Genomic DNA, 21,253 nt, shown 5'->3' on the forward strand with positions numbered 1-21,253 from the left:
GATGATGAATATTTAAAGATATGCCAGACTTTTTCACTAATTTTTACACCCAATTTTCACAAACATCCCTCCTTGAATGGGCAGCAACTTTAAGTGGTTTCTTTTGTGTCTATTTGGCCGCCAAGGAGCATATTCTCAACTGGCCAATCAGTATTATAAGTGTTAGTATTTACGGCTATATTTTTTACCATAGTAGACTCTATGGGGATGCTGTATTGCAGATTTACTTTTTAGGAACAGCTATCTATGGATGGTACTACTGGAGCCGCATGCACGACCAAACTGAGGTTCCTATTCGTCGTTTTTCTCGAAGGCAAATGCTGTTTACCTTTCTAGCTATTCTAGGGTTAGGTTTGCTATTAGGTGGTCTTCTATCATATTTTACCGATTCAGACGTGCCTTATGTTGATGGCTTTTGTACGGCTACGAGTTTTGTCGCTCAGTTTTTGATGACGCGAAAGATAATACAAAATTGGCTGCTATGGGTAGCTGTAGATATCTGTTATATCCCTTTATATATCCACAAAAATCTACTATTGACTGCTGTACTTTATTTAGCTTTTGCTATTATTGCATGGAATGGATATCGGGGTTGGCATAAAACTTACCGGGGCTATCACCTAAAAGAAAATTAAGTGAACGATAATATAGTAAAGAAAATTGCTGTTGTAGGACCTGAATCGACGGGTAAGTCGACGATGGCACAGCATCTTGCAAAAGTGTTGGAAACAGTGTGTGTACCTGAATACGCCCGGTATTATTGTGCTAATCTAAATAATGAGTATACGCTCGCCGATGAGGTAAACATGTTTTATGGACAGCAAGCCTTAGAAGAAGCGTTGATTCCGCAGGTTAAACATAATATGTTGGTCTGTGACACGACTATCATGACCATCAAAATATGGTGTGATCATCTTTTTGGGGATACACCAAAAGAAGTGACGGACGAGATTAAAAATCGCCCGTACGACCTTTATCTATTGATGGACATCGATTTGCCGTGGGAGGACGATCCGCTGCGTGATTTCCCAGAACAGCGTGACCACTTTATGCAAGTGTGGCTCAATGAGCTCGATGCATTGGGCGTTAAGTATGTGGTGGTATCTGGTTTGGGCGAAGCCCGTCTACGAGAAGGAGAGAAGGCACTAGACCTTCTCCGTTAACTTTTCTTTTTGGCTGCAGCCAAAAAGTCGTAGTATTGTTTTAATGCATTTAGTATTTTAGAATTCGGATAGCGTTTTACGCCTTCGATTAAGATTTCTTTGTCTTGATTTAAATCATATTTGTTGGTCGCCAATTGTGCTGCGTACGTTTCGTAGGCCTCTTGGCTAGGACGAAATGAGTCATACAGTTGGAATGACTTTTTTGCATCTTCAATTTTTCCAAATCTCGCGGCTAATGTTACCCGTAGTTTATAGTCTGCCTCGCTATAAGGCATTTGATTATGGATGATTTTAACGTATTTGTAAGCCGAATCTAGTTGTTGTTGACGTACGTATACTAATAGTTTTAATCTTTCATCATGGAGCGCATATGGTGCATCTTTGGCTCCAATGTCTGCTAGTGCTAAAGCTTCCTTATCTTTTTTCTCAAAGTAGGCATATTTTCCTTTCTTGATACTTATCGGTTCGCCACCACGTGCACCAAGCACGGGGAAGGTGTAGTCTAGCATTTTATTAACCTGTGCAAGGTTAAATTTTGTCTTTGGGTTCGTTAGGCTTTGATTTTCGGAGTCACTATCTACTAAATATTGACTTTTTCCAGAGGCATATAACTGATAATTTATATATAAAGAAGCTATGCCTAAAAAGATGATTGAAGAGTAGATAAGTACTGGCCATCTTGGTTGTGGTGTCGTTTCTACATTTTCTTCTTCTTCTTTTTTTCGTCCACCTAAGAAGTTGATAATGATGAGCGTTAAGATGAGTAGAAATAGCACGTTCATATTTGTCCGTAACAGGGGAAAGTTAAAGAAAGAATCGACTAAAAAGCCAAATCCCGCAGCAAGTAATACAAGGGTAACGAGCTTACGTTCCTTGCTATAGTTTTTTCCAATAAGGATGCGAATGCTAAACCATAAAGCAAGGATAAAAAGGCCCGTATAAGCTAGAAAAGCAAAGAGACCACTTTCAAAGAGAATCTCTACGAAATCGTTGTGGGAATGGTTAAAGTATACGTTGGTTGAATAGTGCTTACGTGTGATTTCATCAGAATATATACGGTAGTTACCAACACCATAGCCCAATAGTGGTTTTTTTGTCCAAGCATGTAAAGCTTCTTTCCACATAGCGATACGAATGCTGTTGGAAGCATCGTCAGTAGAACCAATACTTGCTAGTCGGTCTCCTAAAAAGGAGTCTGTTTCTTGTGTTCTATAGCCACTAGGGGCCTGTTTACTTTTTGCTAATTCTAGCACTTGGTAATGGGTTAGCGTTCTATTTGATAGGAAAAAAGCCAAAGCAAATAAAACTAATAAACTTAAGCTTCCCGCAATCGCTTGGCTACGATTTTCTTTTTCTTTAACAAAGAGTAATAGGTTACCAATGGCTAAAATAAGAACAGTGGCAGCTAAACTAATATAGGCGGCACGTGCGCTCAAGAAAAAGAGTAAGAGAATGGTTATAAATACCGTTAGGTACGAGAATAGTTTATAGAAACCTCGTGTTCGTAGGCTAGCATAACAAGCGAAAGCAAGTTTGATTACGATTGTTGCGGCAAAGATGTTTTTGTTGCCTGTGTTCCAGGTAAGCTTCATTATCTGAGACATCAATTCCTCTTTCCCCAATCCTTGGTAAAAGGTGTAAAGCTCCATGCTCACCTGATAGAATAGCGTAAAAGTAACGATTATGGCTACCGCTTTTATGTTGTTGCGTGCAGCAAAAAGTAACATGAAAAGGTTCGTGAATACCCAGAAGTTGGAAACATAGCTCGCTAAATTTATTAAGCCCTCTATTTGGCTATAGGCCACAAATAAGGAAAGGAACGCAAAAAAGATAAAACCAGCATATAAAATAGGAATACTGTTTGTAAAGAAATTAACAGCATGCGATCTATACTTGGCAAAATTACGGAATATGTAGACCGTAGCTGCGATATTAATGAGGTCGATATAAAGTCGGTGCTGGTAGGAGGTATCTATTATTTTATCTCGAGGGGAAATGTCGACGAGTAGATACAGCGCGATAAAGATTAAATAAAGGTAATCTTGAAGATTATTAGCTTTATTAACGTCCTCCTTTTTCTTTGTTACAATTGGTCTTTTTACCTTTTTGTTTGGCATAGTAGTATGCATAAAGTTTTTTTAGTACGGGGGCGATTGTTTTAAAGTTAAACAATTATTTTAAAATTTTGTTGGTGAATATTATTGGTTAATTTTGTTTTATATAGAAAAGAGATAAGTATGCTATTAAGAATATATGAGGATAACCCACAAGAAAAAGCTATTCAACAAGCGGTGGATGTCTTAAAAAAAGGTGGCGTAATTATTTACCCTACGGATACCGTTTACGGTATAGGTTGCGATATTACGCAGCAGAAAGCCATAGAGCGTGTTTGTCAAATTCGCGGTTTAAAGCCTGATAAATCTAACTTATCGTTTATATGTTATGATTTAACGGATATTTCGCAATACACAAAACCGTTTGATACCGCTGTTTTCAGGGTGTTGAAAAAGTCCTTGCCAGGGCCATTCACTTTCATTTTTAATGCCAGTGGACAGGTACCTAAATTGTTGAGCTCAAAAAAGAAAACCGTTGGTATTCGTGTGCCCGACAACGCCATTGTACGTGCTTTGGTAAAGGAATTAGGCAATCCAATTGTAACGGCCTCTATCCGTGATGAGGATGATATTTTGGAGTATTCTACCGACCCAGAGCTAATCCACGAAAAGTACGAAGATCAAGTTGATCTTGTTATTGATGGTGGCTATGGTGGCAATATCGCATCTACCGTTGTTGATGTAACATCGGGAGAATTCGAGGTTATTAGGGAAGGAAAGGGCGACTTATCGCAATATTTGTAGGGTAAGGATTATTCTTTACCCCCGTAGGCTAAATCGCCAGCATCGCCTAATCCAGGCACGATATACGCTTTAGATGTCATCTCGTTGTCTACAGCACCAATCCATAAGGTCGCTTCAGGAAGGAAGGCACGTACATGTCGTACGCCTTCGTCAGAGGCGATAACAGCCGCAATATGCAATTCTTTGATGTTGTAGTCGTTTAGTAGGTCCTTGCAGGCAACAACAAGGCTATGTCCTGTTGCAAGCATAGGGTCTGCGATGATAACGATGCGGTCGTCCAAATTGCAAGCACTAGCATATTTCTTGTGGATTTCAAACTCGCCACTTTTTTTGGTGTGTCTATACGTCGCAATAAATGCATTGTCGGCTTGATCAAAGACATTTAAGAAACCTTGATGGAAAGGAAGTCCCGCACGTAGAAGGGTTCCTAAAACCGGTTGCTCCGTCAGTAAATTCGCATTGGCAATACCTAAGGGTGTTTCTACCGTAGTTGGCTCATAGGTGAAGGTTTTACTGATTTCATAAGCCATTATTTCGCCCAACCTTTCCAAATTTCTACGAAAACGCATACGATCTTTCTGAATGTTATGGTCGCGTAGTTCTGCTAAAAAATGATTAGCAATACTATTTTATTTTGTTAGGATAGTGATCATAATATCTGTGCTTATGAGATTTCTACTAAGATAATATAATTAAGGTCTAAGTAGAAGAGAAAATAAGGTTACTTTCTTATAAAATTGAAGGTGAGCGATATTTATTGTGGCACGATGATATAGAATTGTATTTTCGTAAGCAATTTGATTTCCTTTATAATCATGACGTTTTGGTTATAAGTCTTTCTTCTTTTTTCAGTATTTTTATACTTTATTGGAAGGACGGATACATGAATTTTAAATTAACATCAGAATACAAACCTACGGGTGATCAGCCGCAGGCTATTAAAGAGCTAATCGCTGGGTTACAGCAAGGCGAGCGTTATCAGAATTTGTTGGGTGTTACTGGATCGGGGAAAACGTTTACGATGGCTAATGTTATTCAAGAGACACAAAGGCCAACGCTAATTTTGAGTCATAATAAGACATTAGCAGCACAGCTTTACGGTGAGTTTAAGCAGTTTTTTCCGGAGAATTCCGTTAATTATTTCGTGTCCTACTATGATTATTACCAGCCAGAAGCATTTATTGCTTCATCCAATACCTATATCGAGAAAGATTTACAGATTAATGAAGAAATTGAGAAGCTACGTTTAGCAACGACCTCTTCTTTGATGTCTGGCCGACGTGATATCGTGGTGGTATCTTCTGTGTCTTGTATCTATGGTATGGGGAATCCGGAAGATTTCTCCCGTTCTATTTTTCGGTTTTCTGTAGGAACGGTTGTGAGTCGTAATGGTTTCTTACATCGTTTAGTAGAAATTTTATATGCACGGACGACTGCTGATTTTAAGCGTGGTACCTTCCGTGTGAAAGGTGATACCGTTGATATTTTTCCGGCTTACCTAGACCATGCCATCCGTATATCCTTCTTTGGTGATGAGATTGATGAGATTAGCGAGATTGACCCTGTATCGGGAAAAACACTGAATAAGGTTGCCGATTTGGCTTTATTTCCTGCCAATCTTTTCGTAACGCCGAAGGAGAAATTCACGGAGTCTATTTGGGCGATTCAGGAGGAGCTGGTACAGCGTACAACACAGCTGGAAGAAGAAGGGAAAATGCTGGAAGCTAAGCGTCTGGAAGAACGTGTTAACTACGATTTAGAGATGATGCGAGAATTAGGGTACTGTTCGGGTATCGAAAACTACTCGCGATTTTTTGATGGTCGTGCTCCAGGTACACGTCCTTTCTGTTTGTTAGATTATTTTCCAGAGGATTACCTTTTGGTGATTGATGAGAGCCATGTTACCTTACCACAGTTGCGTGCCATGTATGGTGGTGACCGTTCACGTAAAGTATCGCTCGTTGAGCATGGTTTCCGTTTGCCTGCGGCGATGGATAATCGACCGTTAAACTTCTCGGAGTTTGAGTCGCTAACGAATCAGACGATTTATGTATCGGCAACGCCTGGTGATTATGAATTGCAACAAACCGAAGGGGTCGTTGTAGAACAGGTTATTCGTCCTACAGGGTTGTTGGATCCTATTATTGAAGTGCATCCAGCCGTTAATCAGGTTGATGATTTCTTAGAAGAAGTAGAGAAGACCATCAAAGAGGGGGGACGTATTTTGGCAACTACTTTGACCAAACGTATGGCCGAAGAGCTGACGAAATACATGACACGCTTGAATATTAAAGTCCGATATATCCACTCGGAGGTGAAAACATTGGAACGTGTGGAGATTTTACGTGGTTTGCGCTTAGGAGAGTTCGATGTATTGGTTGGTGTCAACTTATTGCGTGAAGGATTGGATCTTCCAGAAGTTACCTTGGTGGCTATTCTTGATGCTGACAAAGAAGGATTCTTGCGCTCTGAGCGCTCCTTAATACAAACGATAGGACGTGCTGCACGTAATGATAAGGGTCGCGTTATCATGTATGCTGATAAGATGACCGGTAGTATGCAGGTAACGATTGATGAAACAAATCGTCGTCGAGAGAAGCAGATGGCCTATAACACGTTGCACGGTATCACACCGCGTACAGTTGGTAAAAGTAGGGAAGAGATTATGGAGCAGACTTCTGTGGCCGATTTCAAACCAGGGGAGGCGAAGGCTTACGTGGAACCAGATGCAGCAACCATGTTGGCCGCAGACCCAGTAATGGAATATTTGAGCGAAAAAGATATGCGTAAAGCTATCGAGGTGGTTCGTAAGAAAATGGATAAAGCATCTAAAGAGATGGAATTCTTGGATGCTGCTCGATTCCGCGATGAGATGTTCGTGATGGAGCAGATGTTTAAAGAACGATTTGGATAAAGAATAAACATAAATATACAAACGAGCCGGTCCCAAAGGAGCCGGCTCGTTTTATGTTGTTGGAAGGGGTGTTGTATTATTATTTACGTTCTGCATATATTGTTTTTCCTTGATGGCGTAGCGACCAGCAGTGGTCTTCTTCCACCAATTGATAATCTCCTTTAGCATATAAAACGGGAGATACTTTGTCTAGCACTAGACTGTCTGCTTCGGATACAAAAACTTCCATTTTTTGCTTGCTTGAGTCCGTTAATGCAAAGCCTGCTGTTTCTGCACCTTCAGCCTTATTAGTTGGGTGCAGCTGTATGCTTTCTTCCCACGGGCGAACACATTTATTCTGCACGATGGACCAACGGTAACCTGCCGAAGCGATGCAGCCATGGCTATCTTTATCGTTACCAACTATGTTGGATTTCGTGTTGTTATTGTTCTGGCAAGCTAAAAACAATAAAGGGGCGATACTAAAAAGAATATATTTTTTCATAAGGCTCTTTTATTAAGTTCGTTCCATAAATCATACCAAACTCATTTACCGTGCTCTTGCTTTGGATATTAATCCTTTTTTATAATTCCGTATTTCAGTTTGATTAATCCTTAAATTTTAAATAAAAAAGCGTTGTAATAATTTATTTTTTATAAAAATGCTTGTTACATTTACAATTATCTAAAAATATAAATCTGTCTTTGTTATTTTTTTAATTCATGAAGAAGCCTATTCTGGTTATAAAGTTTGGTTCAGCCTCCATCACCACTAAAGCGGGGGAGATTGATGAGCGCATTGTGTTAGAGATAGCACGCCAAACGGCTGCCTTGCAAAGTACCTATAATATTGTGTTGGTTTCTTCGGGAGCGGTAGCTGCGGGCAAGAAATACCTGAAGCACTACAGTGGTACTTTATCCGAAAGAAAGGCGGCGGCAGCATTAGGCAATCCTATGTTGGTGAATACTTACAGCAACTATTTTAGAGCTTTTGGTATTGCCTTAGGGCAGAGTTTATGCGAACGTCAACACTTTGCAAATCGAGACCAGTTTCTACAGCTTAAGGATACTTATGAGGAGCTGTGGAAGAATGGCGTAATTCCGATTGCGAATGAGAATGATGTGGTCAGCAATAAAGAATTGAAATTTTCTGATAATGATGAGCTAGCTACATTAATAGCCGTAGGCTTCGGGGCTAGTAAATTACTTTTTAGTACTTCTGTACCTGGGGTTTTGGATGCTGAAGGCAATGTGGTACGCGAGTTAAGTATCATTGATAAACAGGCGCTCTCGCTGGCGCGGAAGGATAAATCGTCTGTAGGATTAGGGGGGATGACGTCTAAACTGAACTTTGCCCGCCTGGCTAGTCAGATGGGTATCGAAGCCGTTATCTTTAGTATGCAAACGGAAGATGGTATTCTTAAAGCCGTAAAAGGAGAGACGGGGACGGTATGCCTGGCGCAAGATAAGAAAGTGTCCTCACGTCATAAATGGTTGGCTAGCGGTGGCTTGATTCGTGCACTGGTGACCGTAGATGCGGGCGCTGAGCAGGCTCTGCGCAACCGTAAAAGCTTATTGGCGGTAGGTGTACTCGCAATAAACCAGCCACTAGAGACGGGAGAGGTATTTCAAATTGCTAATGAAGATGGAGAGATTTTGGCTGTCGCAAAAGCTAAAGTTGATGTGAAGGATGGAACGGCAATAAAAATGATGAAAAATGTGGCTATAGCCCATACAGATGATATAGTATTGTTATAATGGAAAATATTCAAACGCAATTACGCGCTGCTCAAAAGGCTACATGGTCGCTCCGTCGTAGCAGTGATGCGCAGCGTCAGGACTTTTTATTTCGACTAGCTAATTTATTAGAAGCTTCGGTGGAAGCTGTGCTGGAAGAAAATAAAAAAGATTTAGCGCAGATGGATCCGCAGGATCCTAAGTATGATCGTTTACTGCTTAACGAAGCTCGTGTCCTAGCACTTGCCGTTAGTGCGCGTGCGGTAGCCGAATTACCTGACCCGACGGGACAGTTGCTTTCTACCCGTCAATTAGATAATGGGCTATTAGTGGAGAAAAAAACTGTCGCCCTTGGTGTTGTTGGTGTGATTTATGAATCACGCCCCAATGTAACGGTCGATGTGGCGGCTTTATGCGTGCGCTCAGGCAATGTTTGTGTGCTTCGTGGAGGTTCAGATGCTTGGTATACCAATAGTGTGTTACTGGTCCTAATACAGCAAGCTTTAGTAGACAGTGGCCTAGATGTACATACGGTGCAGCTACTACCGACTGACCGTGCTTTTGTGCAGGAGCTTTTAACCGCCACTGCTTATGTGGATATTATTATTCCACGCGGGTCACAAGCCTTAATTGACTTGGTGCGTTCGCAAGCTACTGTTCCCGTGATTGAAACGGGTGCTGGCGTTTGTCATACCTATGTGGAGGCTACGGGCGATTTGGATAAAGCGGCACGTATTGTGGCTAATGCTAAGATTTCACGCCCTTCGGTGTGCAATTCCTTAGATACGGTGGTGGTCGATGCTGCGGTTGTTGCTGATTTTATAGCAAGGTTACAACCCTACTTTGAGCAACATGAAGTAGAAGTTTTTGCAGACCCTCGTGCCTATGCCGCTCTTAAAGAGGGAGGATATAGCCTGCTGAAGGAAGCTACGGAAGAGGACTTCGGTCGTGAGTTTTTGGCTTTAGCCTGTTCGATAAAGGTCGTGGATAGCTTTGACGAAGCTTTACAGCATATTTCTACCTATTCATCGAAGCATTCTGAATGTATTGTCTCTAGCGATGCTGAAAAGATTGCGGACTTCATGAATACGATTGATGCGGCCGCAGTGTATAGCAATGCCTCTACTCGTTTTACTGATGGAGGCGAATTTGGATTGGGTGCCGAGATAGGTATTTCGACACAGAAATTGCATGCGCGTGGTCCTTTTGCATTAGAGAAATTGGTGACCGATAAGTGGTTTGTAACAGGTGATGGACAAGTACGAGAATAATGGGTATACGCTACGAAAAAGATACGATCCTCAATTGGATCAATGAGATTGGTAAGTTCTTACGCTTACTTGTCGATAAAAGAGAAGGTATGCATGCGGTGGAGACGGCAGCAGTTGATGTTGAAGCGGGGTATATGGATTTCTTTGGAAAAGATAGAGCTTTCTTCCAAGAGTTGAGTGATAATGATTTGCTGGCTTTTGTGGAGGATCTTGACCCTAAAAAAATAAGACCTTTAGCTTTGCTACTGATGCATGATGGATTTTTAAATAAGCAAGCTCTACTATTGTCGAAGGCAAAATTCTTGTTGGAAAACCAAATGCGCATTACCGGTGAGTTTTCTTTTGAAGACTATGCGTATCTCGCCGATATTGATAAGCAGTTGAAATTATTAGAATCCTAGCTTATTACTAAAATAAGCTAGGATTTTATTTTTTATCGTAAGATATCGCGTGCAATAACTAAGCGCTGTATTTCTGAAGTTCCTTCATAGATTTGCGTAATCTTAGCATCGCGCATAAGGCGTTCTACGTGGTATTCTTTTACGTAACCATAGCCACCGTGAATCTGTACCGCTTCTATCGTTGTTTTCATAGCCACTTCTGATGCGTGTAGCTTAGCCATAGCCGCTGCTTTTCCATAAGGAAGTTTATTATCCTTTAACCAAGCGGCTTTGTAGGTCAACAGTCGTGCTGCTTCAATTTCAACCTCCATATCTGCAAGTTTAAATTGAATCGCTTGATGCTCTGCAATAGGCTTACCAAATGTTTTACGCTCCTTAGCATAAGCTAAAGCTAAATCATAAGCGCCTGCGGCGATGCCTAAAGCTTGTGCGGCAATACCAATACGCCCGCCATCCAAAGTTTCCATGGCAAACTTAAAGCCAAAGCCATCCTCACCAATACGGTTTTCCTTAGCAACTTTTACATCCGAAAAGAGGAGCGAGTGGGTGTCCGAACTGCGGATACCTAGTTTGTTCTCCTTAGGTCCAATCGTGAAGCCTTCTTGTCCTTTTTCGACGATGAATACATTGATGCCTCGGTGTGCCTTCTCAGGATGTGTTTGCGCAATAACAAGGTAGATATCGGCTTTGCCACCATTGGTAATCCAGTTTTTAGTACCGTTTAATAGGTAATAATCCCCTTTATCAATGGCAGTGGTATGTTGAGAAGTAGCATCAGAGCCCGCTTCGGGTTCAGAGAGCGCAAAAGCACCTAACTTTTCGCCGCTAGCCAAGGGCTTTAGGTATTTTTCCTTTTGGGCCTCGCTACCGTATTTGTTTAGTCCAAAAAGTACAAGTGAATTATGTGCAGACATGATTACGCCCGTAGATGCGTCTATTTTGGATATTTCTTCAATAGCGAGTACGTAGGCTAAGGCATCCATGCCTGCGCCATTGTAGGTTGGGTCGACCATCATCCCCATAAAACCTAAGTCACCCATTTGCTTAACGAAAGCAGTAGGGAAGGTAGCTTGTTCATCACGTTCGATAACACCTGCTTTTAAAGATTTCGCAAAATCCGCAGCAGTTTGGCGTATTAATTGATGGTCTTCAGATAGTTGGAATTGCATAACGTTTATATTGATTTACTCAAATATACATTTTATTGTTATGCAAGCATAGTAATATTTATTTTTTTAAAGTAAAGCTTTTTTTTGTTTTCATAAGTACGACAAAATCTAGTATATTAGTATATTATAATAAAATAGTGTTTAACTTAAATTAAATAGTGATGAGTTTAAAACTAGGAGACGATGCGCCTAACTTTCAGGCGGAGACCACAGTAGGTCCAATTGATTTTTATAAATATATCGAGGGAAGCTGGGCAGTATTATACTCACACCCTTCTGATTTCACGCCTGTATGTACGACTGAATTAGGACGTACCGCACAATTGAAAGGAGAATTTGATAAGCGTAATGTGAAAGTGCTTGCCTTAAGTGTAGACTCTGTGAAAGACCATTTGGAATGGGTGAAGGATATTAACGAAACACAAAATACAACAGTCAATTTCCCTATTATTGCTGATGAAAATAGAAAAGTAGCGGAGTTGTACGATATGATCCATCCGAATGCAAATGCTACAGCAACGGTACGTTCTGTGTTTGTGGTAGGTCCAGATAAAAAGGTGAAATTGACGTTAACATACCCTGCTTCAACAGGTCGTAACTTCAATGAGATTTTACGTGTGATTGATTCTTTGCAGTTGACAGCCGAGTATTCAGTAGCAACACCAGCGGATTGGAAAGACGGTGAAGATGTTATCGTTGTGCCAGCAATTAAGACGGAAGATATTCCTGCAAAATTCCCGAAAGGATTTACAGAGGTGAAGCCGTACTTAAGAACGACACCACAGCCAAACAAATAAAAGGAGAATGGAATAAATCATCAATTAGCGTTACTAACCTAATCGATGATTTATGAGCTTTGTAAAAACATTAAAGGGTTGACTTTTCGTCAACCCTTTAATGTTTTTATTCCTTAGCTATATTGCCTATCAAAATTCGTTAGGCTTAATCTTTTTTAGTTGTATTAATACACTTTCACCAAATATACGTAATCCTGCAATTTCTTCAATTGATCGGTACGCGATAAATTGTTCAGTGTGTTTTTATTCGTCAACACGACGTTACCACGTAACACATCTGCAGGAATGCTGTTTAAGGTCTCAATCAATGCTTTCGTCTTAATCGCAAAAGCTGCTCCGTCTATTCCTTTCTGTTTGCCCGAGATAATTCCAATCACGTTTCCTTCTTTATCTAAAACAGGACCTCCGCTATTTCCTGGGTTTACCGGGATAGAGATTTGGTATGCTAAGGTATCGCCCGCATAACCTGTTGAAGAGCTCAAGTAACCTTGACCATAAACGGCTTCGTCACGAGGAAATCCTAAAGTATAGATGTCTTCACCTAAGTCAGAATTTTGTTTCTTGAACGTATAAGGGATATTTTTATGTGCTTTAAACGTAGAATCGTTGATGTGTAGAATCGCTAAGTCCTTCTCTGGACTCGTAAAGATGATATCTGCTTTAAACGATTGGCCACGTTGGTTTTGCAAGTGGATAGAGTCAGCACCACTGATGACATGATAGTTGGTTACTACATAGCCATCGCGCGTAATCATGAAGCCTGTAGCCCCATAATGGATAGTTTCTGTTTTACCCGTGCTGTTAATGTTTTTAATAGCATCGTTATGCGCATTTACATTACGTTTTACATTGTTCATGTCACGACGTAATGCACTATAGTCAGAAGATGTTTTCTTTAGATTAGAGTAGTAACCAGTTAACCATAATGTAGAGAAAACCGATATAATAGCGATTGCTGCTGCAACGCCAGCATTAAATTTGTAGCGGTCCCATAGTGAAATTACTTTTACAGGCTCTTTCTCTGGGTTTTGCTCATGATAATCTTCCGCTGCGCTTGTTAATACAGCTTTGAAGTCTAAGCGTTCTTGTGCTTGGCGGTAGTCTGCTAGAAAAGATTTATGCTGCGCAAAGCTTTCTTGATAGGAGGGGTTTTCGGCGCAGAATAGCTCGAAACGCTGACGGTCTGCTGCTGTCAATTCGTTTCGCAGATATAAATCTGCCCAATCTATAAACTCTTGTTGATTTAAACTCCTCATGCTTTTTTTACGTACTAATTTGAAAAAATAATTTTTTTAGTCGCTGCAGACATTTATACTTCTGCGTTTTGGCATTGTCTGAATTGGTATATCCGAATTTTTCGGATATCTCCGTCATCGACCGGTTCAGGATATAGAATTCATGTATAATGGACTTACAAGGTTCTCCTAATCCATTTAATGCTTCTTCCATCAGGGTCAGATTGCTTTCTAGAATCTCATGTTCTTCGATAGCTTCATCAGCGACCAGTGTATCTTCCATATCCGCAATAGAATCTTTGCGAAAGCGGGATGCACCACGAGTAAGTTGTTTTAGCCATAAACGTTTGGAAACAGCATACAAGAAAGTTTTTAACTTGCTCGATAGCTCAAAATTACCTTTGCTTATTTTATCGTATAAGACCATGACGGCCTCTTGAAAAATATCTTGGGCTTCTTCGGCATTGCCATTGTTGTTGATAATCATCTTGGCTACCGTAGGGTAATAAAGCTTATACAATTGTTGCACGGCTAAATTGTTCCCCTGCTGTATTCCTAAGATGATTTCCTCATCACTACGAATGTCGCTTTTCTCCTTACTCACTTATTAATACCTTTTTAGTCAAATAGTAACCTTCTCCGGAGAGATATTTTTATTTTCTTGCAAATGGGCAGTTCATCATCGACCATTAGTATGTCGATTCTACGTGTGCTCCTTCTGCTATATTAGTCAAAATAAATTTAAAAAGGAACGATAAAATGCATTTTATCGTTCCTTTTTAAGTCTTTCTGTCTTCAAAAAAAAATACCTAAAAAGAGTAAGCTGCTTTTTAGGTATCTTCTTTAAGATTTGTATATTTTAATTAGTGTGGAGAGCCTTTACTAGTTTTTGCTCTACCGCTACTTTTCCCTTTTGATGTTGGTCCGAATACATTTCCAACCATCGTCATTGCACAACGGAATCCCGTCATCGCATCTGATTCATCTTGTTGCATATGTCTACGTGTTGCTGGATTTAACCAGTACGCTCTATCGTTCCATGAACCTCCTTTGTAAACACGACTTTTGTTGTTCACTAAGCTTGTCTTTCCGTAAAGCTCTTGTGTCTCTTCGTCTTCAAAGCCACGTGCATCATACGCATAGGTAGATGTCGTTGTTGCTTCGCCACCTTTGGCTGCTTGCAATTCTTCCCATGTTTGTTTACGTGCTGCTTTCGCAGGAACTTTAATTGGGCGACCGTATTTATCTTTTGCTAGCACACGGCCATCTGCATTTTCATATTGGTTATCCATGAAAACGTTTCCACGGAAAGGGTTGAAGTCTTCGAAATCTTCAAATGACAACTGACGATATACGTCGTTAACCCATTCGTTTACGTTTCCAGCCATGTTGTATAAGCCGAAGTCATTTGGTGCATAGCTTGTAACAGGTACAGTGATATCACCTCCATCATTCAAATCACCAGCAACCCCCATGTTGTTACCGCTTGTAATTTTGAAGTTGGCTAACATACGACCTTGCGTTTTACGCTTGTCGGAACGAACACCAAGTCCACTCCAAGGGTAGGTGCGGCTATTTTCGATATTTCCTTGTACAGTATTACCAATTAAACCTAAAGCAGCATATTCCCACTCCGCTTCTGTAGGTAGGCGGTATGGTTGTTTTAAGATACCATCTTCCATGCGGATGGTACGCTTAGCACCAGCCTGTGCACCAGGTTTATTGTCTGTAGGCATATTTGGTCCATCGATACCATCGCCTTTCAGCTGTCCATTTAAGTAGATGTCGGTATTGAAGGCATCGTTGCCTGTTGCTTGACGCTCAGAGCGTGTTTTGTAATCTACTAAAACACCCGAGTTGCGTAAAATATTTTCATTTACACGGTCAGTACGCCATTGACAGTAAGCTGTAGCTTGCTCCCATGATACACCCACAACAGGATAATCTTGGAAAGAAGGGTGGCGTAAGTATAAATTTACGTAAGGCTCATTGTAGGATAATGGATGACGCCATACCAACGAATCGGGTAGTGCATCATAATACAGTTTGCCATCGTCAGGGAAGTTTTGCGCAATCCAGTGTAGGTATTCTAACCAGTCTGCATTGGACACCTCCGTTTGATCAATATAGAAAGAAGCAACCGTTACTCGGCGCTTCAAATTGTCGTGCGCATAACCTAAATCTTCATTTAAGCTGCCGCCCATCACAAAGGTACCACCCTCAATCGCTACCAATCCTGGTCCTGGTGTTTCTTTTACCTTTCTGTTAATGTGAAGCCCACCGTTGTTAGGGTCATTATAAGCAACGCCAGTTTTCGGGGAAAGATCTTTGTTTTTTCCCGACTTGCTAAGCTTGCTACAAGCACCTAATAATACAACAGAAGAAAGGGCTACTACGACAGGAATCACTCTTCTCATAGCCATACGTTTATTAAACATCATAAAATGAAATTATGAATTTATCTTGTCAAAAGTAAGAAATAAATTTTATTCTCGCTTAAGATGCTAGCTGAATTCGTACCAAGGTTAACAAATCAAACCTTAAAAAGTGTTAAAATTTGTAAAAGGTCGCTCTAAGCGCTCCATTCGCCAATTCGTAAATCTCTATTTATTGACTAACTTCGTTTTTATGAAGATAAAAGTAGGATTTGGATTTGATGTGCATCAGTTAAAAGATGGGCATCCTTTTGTTTTAGGTGGGGTAACACTCGATCATCATGCTGGTGCCTTTGGTCATTCGGATGCTGATGTTTTGGTGCATGCTATTTGTGATGCTATTCTTGGCGCAGCAAATTTAGAAGATATCGGTTATCACTTTCCAAATACAGATGCGAAGTGGAAAGGAATCAGTAGTTTGATTTTACTGGAGGAATGTGTGAAACTGATTCAAGCAAAGGGTTTTAATTTAGGTAATATTGATGCGATGTTGTGTCTTGAAGAACCAAAGATTAAACCTTACTTGCCAGCGATGAAAGAGAATATTGCTAAGGTGGCAGGTTTGACGGTTGAAGATATCTCTATTAAAGCAACAACAAACGAAACGATGGGCTTTATTGGTCGTCAAGAGGGTGTTGTGGCTTATGCTGTTTGTTTGATAGAAAAGCAGACGAACGCTTAAAATAGTAGAACGCAATCGTAAAGGCACTAAGGCCTAGCAGCCCTGCTGCTAAAAAAGGAGCACCAGGAAAATAAATGGTTGTTCCTTTTTTTGTAAAGCCTGAAAACAAACTCGTCATCAGTAAGGGGCCAATGATGGCCGTTAAGCTGATGACAGAAGCAATTCCGCCTTGTATCTGCCCTTGCTGATTGGATGGCGTGAGGTTGGATATCATACTTTGAATAGCAGGTCCAGCAATGCCGGCAAACACAAATAAGACACTATAGGCAAAAAAGATAGTGCTGTTGGGTGCAAAGCCCATGAGCGGAAGCGATAGGCTATTAAAAAAAAGACCAACTAATATAGCTCTTGGTAGTCCCAATTTCGGGATAATGACACGTAAGAGTCCCGCTTGAACAATAGTTAATAGTACACCAATAACGCCTAAGGAGAATCCGACCATCCGCTCATCCCACTGAAATTTTTCCATGGTAAAGTATGACCAAGTGCTCTGTACGGCATGAGCCCCAATATTGATGAGGAAGATGCAAGCGACAAGTGCGTATATCTGTGGGTATTGTTTCATATGCTTAAAAGCACCAATTGGGTTTGCATTACGCCATAGAAAGGGTCTTCGAAGGTTGGGCTTTAGTGATTCTGGAACGACAAAATAGCCGTAAACTAAATTAGCGAAACTTAGTGCTGCGGCCGCAAAGAAAGGAACCCGTGGGCCATAGTGGCCTAAAAGTCCCCCAAGGACGGGCCCGATGATGAAGCCTAATCCAAATGCGGCTCCTAGGAGCCCAAAGTTTTGTGCTTTTTTCTCGGGTGTACTGATGTCTGCAATGTAAGCGGCAGCCACGGTATGGCTAGCGCCCGTTACACCGGCCACTAAGCGACCTATGAAAAGCCAAGCGATGCTAGGGGCAAAGCCCATCAGGAGGTAGTTTATGCAAAAGCCAAATAAGGCAAATAGCAATACAGGACGACGACCATAGCGATCACTCAAATTGCCTAATACAGAGGCAAAGATAAATTGGGTAAAGGCATAACAGAAGGTCAGCCATCCTCCATATTGAGAGGCTAGACTTAAATCGCCATGAATAAGATTTTTTATTAAAGCAGGCATTACAGGAATAATAATACCGAGACCTATCGTGTCGATGACAACCGTTAGGAAGATAAATAATAAATCAGCATTACCTTTTTTAGCCATAGAGGAGGGATAGAGCTTATAATTATAAAACTAATGTAGGGTTTAAATTCCTTGAAATGCAATATTTTCCTGTTAATTCCTAGTTAATAAGGGGGAGTGTTTGTCTCCCCGATAGGCAATTAACTATTTTTAAAGTTTTTATAGTCTATAATTATACGAATATTGGTATTTTTGTGAGAACTATTTGCCTGTTTTTTTGTTCAGGTTAAAGATTGACTTATACATGATTGTAAATTTAAAACGTAACATCTCGAAACGATTTCCTTTGGTATTGGTCGTTTTTGCCGTTCTTTTGCTTACCGTTTCTGCCTGTAGTTTTTTGAAAGGTAAGAGCAACCGGTCTAGTAAACAGGTTAAGGATACTTCAAAAACCGATTTTTATCAAAATCTGACCTCCAAGTATAATATTCTTTATAACTCTAATCTTTTGCTGGATGCGGAGCGTAAAAGTATTTACGGCAGCACGAATAAGAATTACCAAGTTCGTTTGACTGTTTTTGACGAGCCTACGGCAAATGGGGATCCCCATAAAGCAATGGATTCTTTAGTCCAAAAAGCCTATAAAGTGGTGAATACAAGGCAAGAAAGTAAGTATGTGCATGAAGCCTACTTCTTGATTGCTAAGGCTTATTATATGAAAGGTTCCTACTATACAGCTATTGAATTTTTTGATAAACTGATTAAGGAAGATGGACCAGAGCTTAAGTACAAGCCGGTATCCTACGCATGGAAATCACGTGCTTTATTACAGATTAATAAGCCTGAGAAGGCAGCCATGGCTGCTGATTCGGCCTTTATGTTTCTAGGCAAGAGCCTGAAGACGCGTACTTTTGTCAATGCGGCGAAAGCCAATGTGTTGATTCGTACAGGTAAAGAGTTGGCTGCAATTCCGTACTTGGAGTTTGCCATGGAGTCCAATAAAGATAGCTACGATAAGCATCGCTGGCGCTTTTTGTTGGGACAGCTGTATGCCGACAACAAACAAGATGCACAAGCATACACCTTGTTTGATAAGATATCCAAAGCGAATGTGCCTTTTGATATGGCCTTTGAAGCGAGCTTACAAGCAGCCTTTCTGAAAGGAGCGCTGCATGGAGGTACGTTAGCGGAGCAGGTGAAGCCGCTGAAGTCAATGCTTAAGGAAGGTAAAAACGAAGATTTTAAAGATCAGATACTTTTTGAAATAGGACGTATTTATTTGGCAGAGAAGGATGAGAAAGAAGCTTTTGCTTATTTTCAAAAATCATTGAGTGTGCCTAATCGTAATACGTACCAGGCGGCAGAAACTTACCTTACACTAGGAGATTACTTGTTTCAGCAGCAAGATTACCGTGGTGCCAGCAACTATTACGATAGTTTAGCCACCGTTTTACCTCAAGATTATACCGATGTTGACCGTTTGCGTCGTAAGCTAGTTTATATGAATGAGCTTACCGGCTTGTATATGGATAACCTGTGGCAAGATACGCTTATCAACTTGGGTAGATTAGATGAAGCAGGAAGAGAAGAGCAGGTTGCAAAATATGCAGGCGCAAGCCTCATTAAAAAGCAAGGTGAGTTGGATCGTGCTGCTGCATTGGCAAAGAAAGGTAAAAAAGGTGCTGTAGCGTCAAATAGTGGTTTTGTAAACAGCAATGTTTTGGCAACCAACCCGACGAATAATACGTATGCCGATAATCGTTTCTATTTTAATAATCAAGATGCCTTACTACTAGGAACAGCAGATTTTAAACGTAAATGGGGAAATAGACAGCTGAAAGATGACTGGAGATTTGCTGGCGATAATAGCCCTAATCTGTTGGCTCAGTTAAACGCAAATACAGATACAAACCAACAGGTAGCGAAGAAAGATACGCTGGATGCGGTTGCCTTCATTCAAGGAGAGCGTGATCGTTACTTGACGTCAATTCCTCAAACACAAGAGGATTTCGATAAGCGTACACAGAAAGTTCATGACAATATGATTGTCATTGGTAATATTTATAGAGATTATACGAAGGATAATAAAGACGCTATTTTAGCATATGAAGCCTTCTTAGGGCGCTTCCCAAATACGACTGCGGGAGCAGAAATTTATTATTCTTTGTACCGTATGTATGATGGTGTCAACCAAGCGAAGAGCAACGAATATAAAAGTCGCTTGATTACCTTGTATCCAAATTCATTGCATGCTTTGGTGGCGAAAGATCCTTATTACATGGATAAAATCAACCGTGATAAGCGTGTGCTTGATCGTGCGTTTGACAAGCTATTTGCTTTATACACCGAAGGTGATCACGTTGAAGTTATCAAGCAGGCTAATGAAGAGCTTGAAGGCGTATTCCAGACTTCCGGAATGGTCGCTCAGATTGAATATTTGAAAGCGCTAGCTATAGGTCGTGTAGGCCGTGTTGATGATTTTACAAATGCGTTAACTAAGCTTGTGGAGAAATACCCTACAGATAGTTTGGTGACGCCACTTGCTAAAGATAACATCGCTTTTGTCGAAAACAACCCGAACATGTTTATCAATCGTGTTAATGCATTACAAGATATTGATAGAAGCCGTATCGCTTTTGTGGATGAACCAGATATGACGCCTTGGCCTGATTTGTTTATTAATGGCGATTACCGTACGGGTGTTGCTCTCGTGAAAGATAAAGCGAAAGAGGAAGTGAAGAAGCCTAAGGAGCCGGTGAAAGTTGAGGAGAAGAAAGTAGCAGAGAAAGTCGAAAAACCGAAAACAGAAGAGCAGAAACGTGAGATTGCTGAGTTGCTTGCTGGTGAGATGACAGGAGCGAGCAAAACGGTGAAGTCTACGGTTGGCGGTATCAATGCTGTCGCTAAGCTAGAGAAGAAAGAAGGCGCTATTGTGGTTGATTTGGGTGAGATTGAAGACGAGAAGTTAGAATTGGCTTTAGGTCAAAGTAAAGTAAATACAACTATAAACACCAATAAACTGGCGACAGGTGCCGTTAAATTAGACGGTAAGACCATGGATGTTGGTAACGTTTCTATCGAATATGGTCCAAATGACTATCGTGATAAGCGTATATTTCCAGATACAGCTGTTTATTATTTCACGATTAATGTTGGTGACCCACGTGTTAATTTAGCGCCTAGCCGTTATGGTATTGGACAATTTAACCGTAGTCGCTACGCACGCATCGATATCAACCACCAATTGAAATTAGTTAATGCTGAAAATCAGCTACTTTTCATTGGTCCATTTGAAACGTACGAAGATGTGAAAACTTATGAATCAAGAATATTACCTTTGCTTCCTGAAATCATGAAGGTGCCAGTCGAAGATTATAATTATTTCATCATAACAAAAGAGTTCATTGAGACGTTAACAGATGGGATACAAATCCGAAACTATCACCTGATTTATACAGAACAATAAGCGAATAATGGTGGTTTATGAACCCCGATAGC

18 protein-coding genes are annotated in these 21,253 nt (G+C 40.6%); 10 read left to right on the forward strand and 8 right to left on the reverse strand.

The genetic code is table 11. The features are described 5' to 3' along the window. Positions 1–20 precede the first annotated feature (20 nt). Both pnuC and WH223_RS01175 read left to right on the forward strand, forming a co-directional pair. Positions 21–635, forward strand: coding sequence for a nicotinamide riboside transporter PnuC (gene pnuC / locus WH223_RS01170; RefSeq protein WP_340045688.1), 615 nt, complete (start codon positions 21–23; stop codon positions 633–635). Beyond that, a complete protein-coding gene (locus tag WH223_RS01175) occupies positions 636–1,163 on the forward strand; it encodes an ATP-binding protein (protein WP_340045689.1) in 528 nt (175 codons plus the stop codon). Here the strand turns inward: WH223_RS01175 and WH223_RS01180 are convergent. Then, complete coding sequence (locus tag WH223_RS01180) at positions 1,160–3,292, reverse strand: O-antigen ligase family protein (protein WP_340045690.1); 2,133 nt, start codon at positions 3,290–3,292, stop codon at positions 1,160–1,162. The genes WH223_RS01175 and WH223_RS01180 overlap by 4 nt on opposite strands. Before the next feature lie 108 nt (positions 3,293–3,400). Between WH223_RS01180 and WH223_RS01185 the strand changes: the two genes are divergently transcribed. After that, positions 3,401–4,021: an L-threonylcarbamoyladenylate synthase gene (locus WH223_RS01185; protein ID WP_340045691.1), complete on the forward strand. Its 621-nt coding sequence runs from the start codon at positions 3,401–3,403 to the stop codon at positions 4,019–4,021. Positions 4,022–4,029: 8 nt separating this feature from the next. Here WH223_RS01185 and upp read toward each other — a convergent pair whose 3' ends face one another. Beyond that, on the reverse strand, positions 4,030–4,644 hold the full coding sequence (gene upp / locus WH223_RS01190) for a uracil phosphoribosyltransferase (RefSeq protein ID WP_340045837.1): 615 nt from the start codon (positions 4,642–4,644) through the stop codon (positions 4,030–4,032). A gap of 260 nt (positions 4,645–4,904) precedes the next feature. On the opposite strand from upp, the gene uvrB reads away from it, so the two are divergent. Next, entirely contained in the window at positions 4,905–6,935 is a 2,031-nt protein-coding gene (uvrB, locus tag WH223_RS01195; RefSeq protein WP_340045692.1) for an excinuclease ABC subunit UvrB, read from the forward strand. Positions 6,936–7,014: 79 nt separating this feature from the next. Here the strand turns inward: uvrB and WH223_RS01200 are convergent, their stop codons facing one another. After that, positions 7,015–7,419 carry a hypothetical protein gene (locus WH223_RS01200; RefSeq protein ID WP_340045693.1) on the reverse strand — a complete coding sequence of 135 codons (405 nt, stop codon included), beginning with the start codon at positions 7,417–7,419 and terminating at the stop codon, positions 7,015–7,017. Between the two features lie 218 nt (positions 7,420–7,637). Here WH223_RS01200 and proB point away from each other — a divergent pair, with 218 nt between their 5' ends. From proB to WH223_RS01215, 3 genes are read left to right on the forward strand one after another with little or no spacing between them, the layout of a single operon-like run. Beyond that, on the forward strand, positions 7,638–8,672 hold the full coding sequence (gene proB / locus WH223_RS01205) for a glutamate 5-kinase (protein WP_340045694.1): 1,035 nt from the start codon (positions 7,638–7,640) through the stop codon (positions 8,670–8,672). Then, complete coding sequence (locus WH223_RS01210; RefSeq protein ID WP_340045695.1) at positions 8,672–9,922, forward strand: glutamate-5-semialdehyde dehydrogenase; 1,251 nt, start codon at positions 8,672–8,674, stop codon at positions 9,920–9,922. The genes proB and WH223_RS01210 overlap by 1 nt, the downstream gene beginning before the upstream one ends. Beyond that, the gene (locus tag WH223_RS01215) at positions 9,922–10,323 is read left to right on the forward strand and encodes a hypothetical protein (RefSeq protein WP_340045696.1); all 402 of its coding nucleotides are present in this window, start codon (positions 9,922–9,924) and stop codon (positions 10,321–10,323) included. The genes WH223_RS01210 and WH223_RS01215 overlap by 1 nt, the downstream gene beginning before the upstream one ends. 32 nt (positions 10,324–10,355) lie before the next feature. On the opposite strand, the gene WH223_RS01220 is transcribed toward WH223_RS01215, so the two are convergent. Further along, positions 10,356–11,492 carry an acyl-CoA dehydrogenase gene (locus WH223_RS01220; protein ID WP_340045697.1) on the reverse strand — a complete coding sequence of 379 codons (1,137 nt, stop codon included), beginning with the start codon at positions 11,490–11,492 and terminating at the stop codon, positions 10,356–10,358. Between the two features lie 161 nt (positions 11,493–11,653). Between WH223_RS01220 and WH223_RS01225 the strand changes: the two genes are divergently transcribed. Further along, positions 11,654–12,289: a peroxiredoxin gene (locus WH223_RS01225; protein ID WP_340045698.1), complete on the forward strand. Its 636-nt coding sequence runs from the start codon at positions 11,654–11,656 to the stop codon at positions 12,287–12,289. Between the two features lie 164 nt (positions 12,290–12,453). Here the strand turns inward: WH223_RS01225 and WH223_RS01230 are convergent, their stop codons facing one another. From WH223_RS01230 to WH223_RS01240, 3 genes are all read right to left on the reverse strand, one after another. Continuing rightward, the gene (locus tag WH223_RS01230; RefSeq protein ID WP_340045699.1) at positions 12,454–13,545 is read right to left on the reverse strand and encodes a S1C family serine protease; all 1,092 of its coding nucleotides are present in this window, start codon (positions 13,543–13,545) and stop codon (positions 12,454–12,456) included. Between the two features lie 7 nt (positions 13,546–13,552). Beyond that, positions 13,553–14,128 carry an RNA polymerase sigma factor gene (locus WH223_RS01235; protein ID WP_340045700.1) on the reverse strand — a complete coding sequence of 192 codons (576 nt, stop codon included), beginning with the start codon at positions 14,126–14,128 and terminating at the stop codon, positions 13,553–13,555. A gap of 259 nt (positions 14,129–14,387) precedes the next feature. Continuing rightward, entirely contained in the window at positions 14,388–15,941 is a 1,554-nt protein-coding gene (locus tag WH223_RS01240) for an SUMF1/EgtB/PvdO family nonheme iron enzyme (RefSeq protein WP_340045701.1), read from the reverse strand. Between the two features lie 211 nt (positions 15,942–16,152). On the opposite strand from WH223_RS01240, the gene ispF reads away from it, so the two are divergent. After that, a complete protein-coding gene (gene ispF, locus WH223_RS01245) occupies positions 16,153–16,641 on the forward strand; it encodes a 2-C-methyl-D-erythritol 2,4-cyclodiphosphate synthase (protein WP_340045702.1) in 489 nt (162 codons plus the stop codon). Here ispF and WH223_RS01250 read toward each other — a convergent pair. Next, positions 16,574–17,836, reverse strand: a complete 1,263-nt coding sequence (locus WH223_RS01250; RefSeq protein WP_340045703.1) for a TCR/Tet family MFS transporter — start codon at positions 17,834–17,836, stop codon at positions 16,574–16,576. The genes ispF and WH223_RS01250 overlap by 68 nt on opposite strands. Before the next feature lie 223 nt (positions 17,837–18,059). On the opposite strand from WH223_RS01250, the gene porW reads away from it, so the two are divergent. Then, the gene (gene porW, locus WH223_RS01255) at positions 18,060–21,221 is read left to right on the forward strand and encodes a type IX secretion system periplasmic lipoprotein PorW/SprE (RefSeq protein WP_340045704.1); all 3,162 of its coding nucleotides are present in this window, start codon (positions 18,060–18,062) and stop codon (positions 21,219–21,221) included. Positions 21,222–21,253: the final 32 nt, after the last annotated feature.

Source organism: Sphingobacterium sp. MYb382 (assembly GCF_037572665.1).
Taxonomy (GTDB): Bacteria; Bacteroidota; Bacteroidia; order Sphingobacteriales; family Sphingobacteriaceae; genus Sphingobacterium.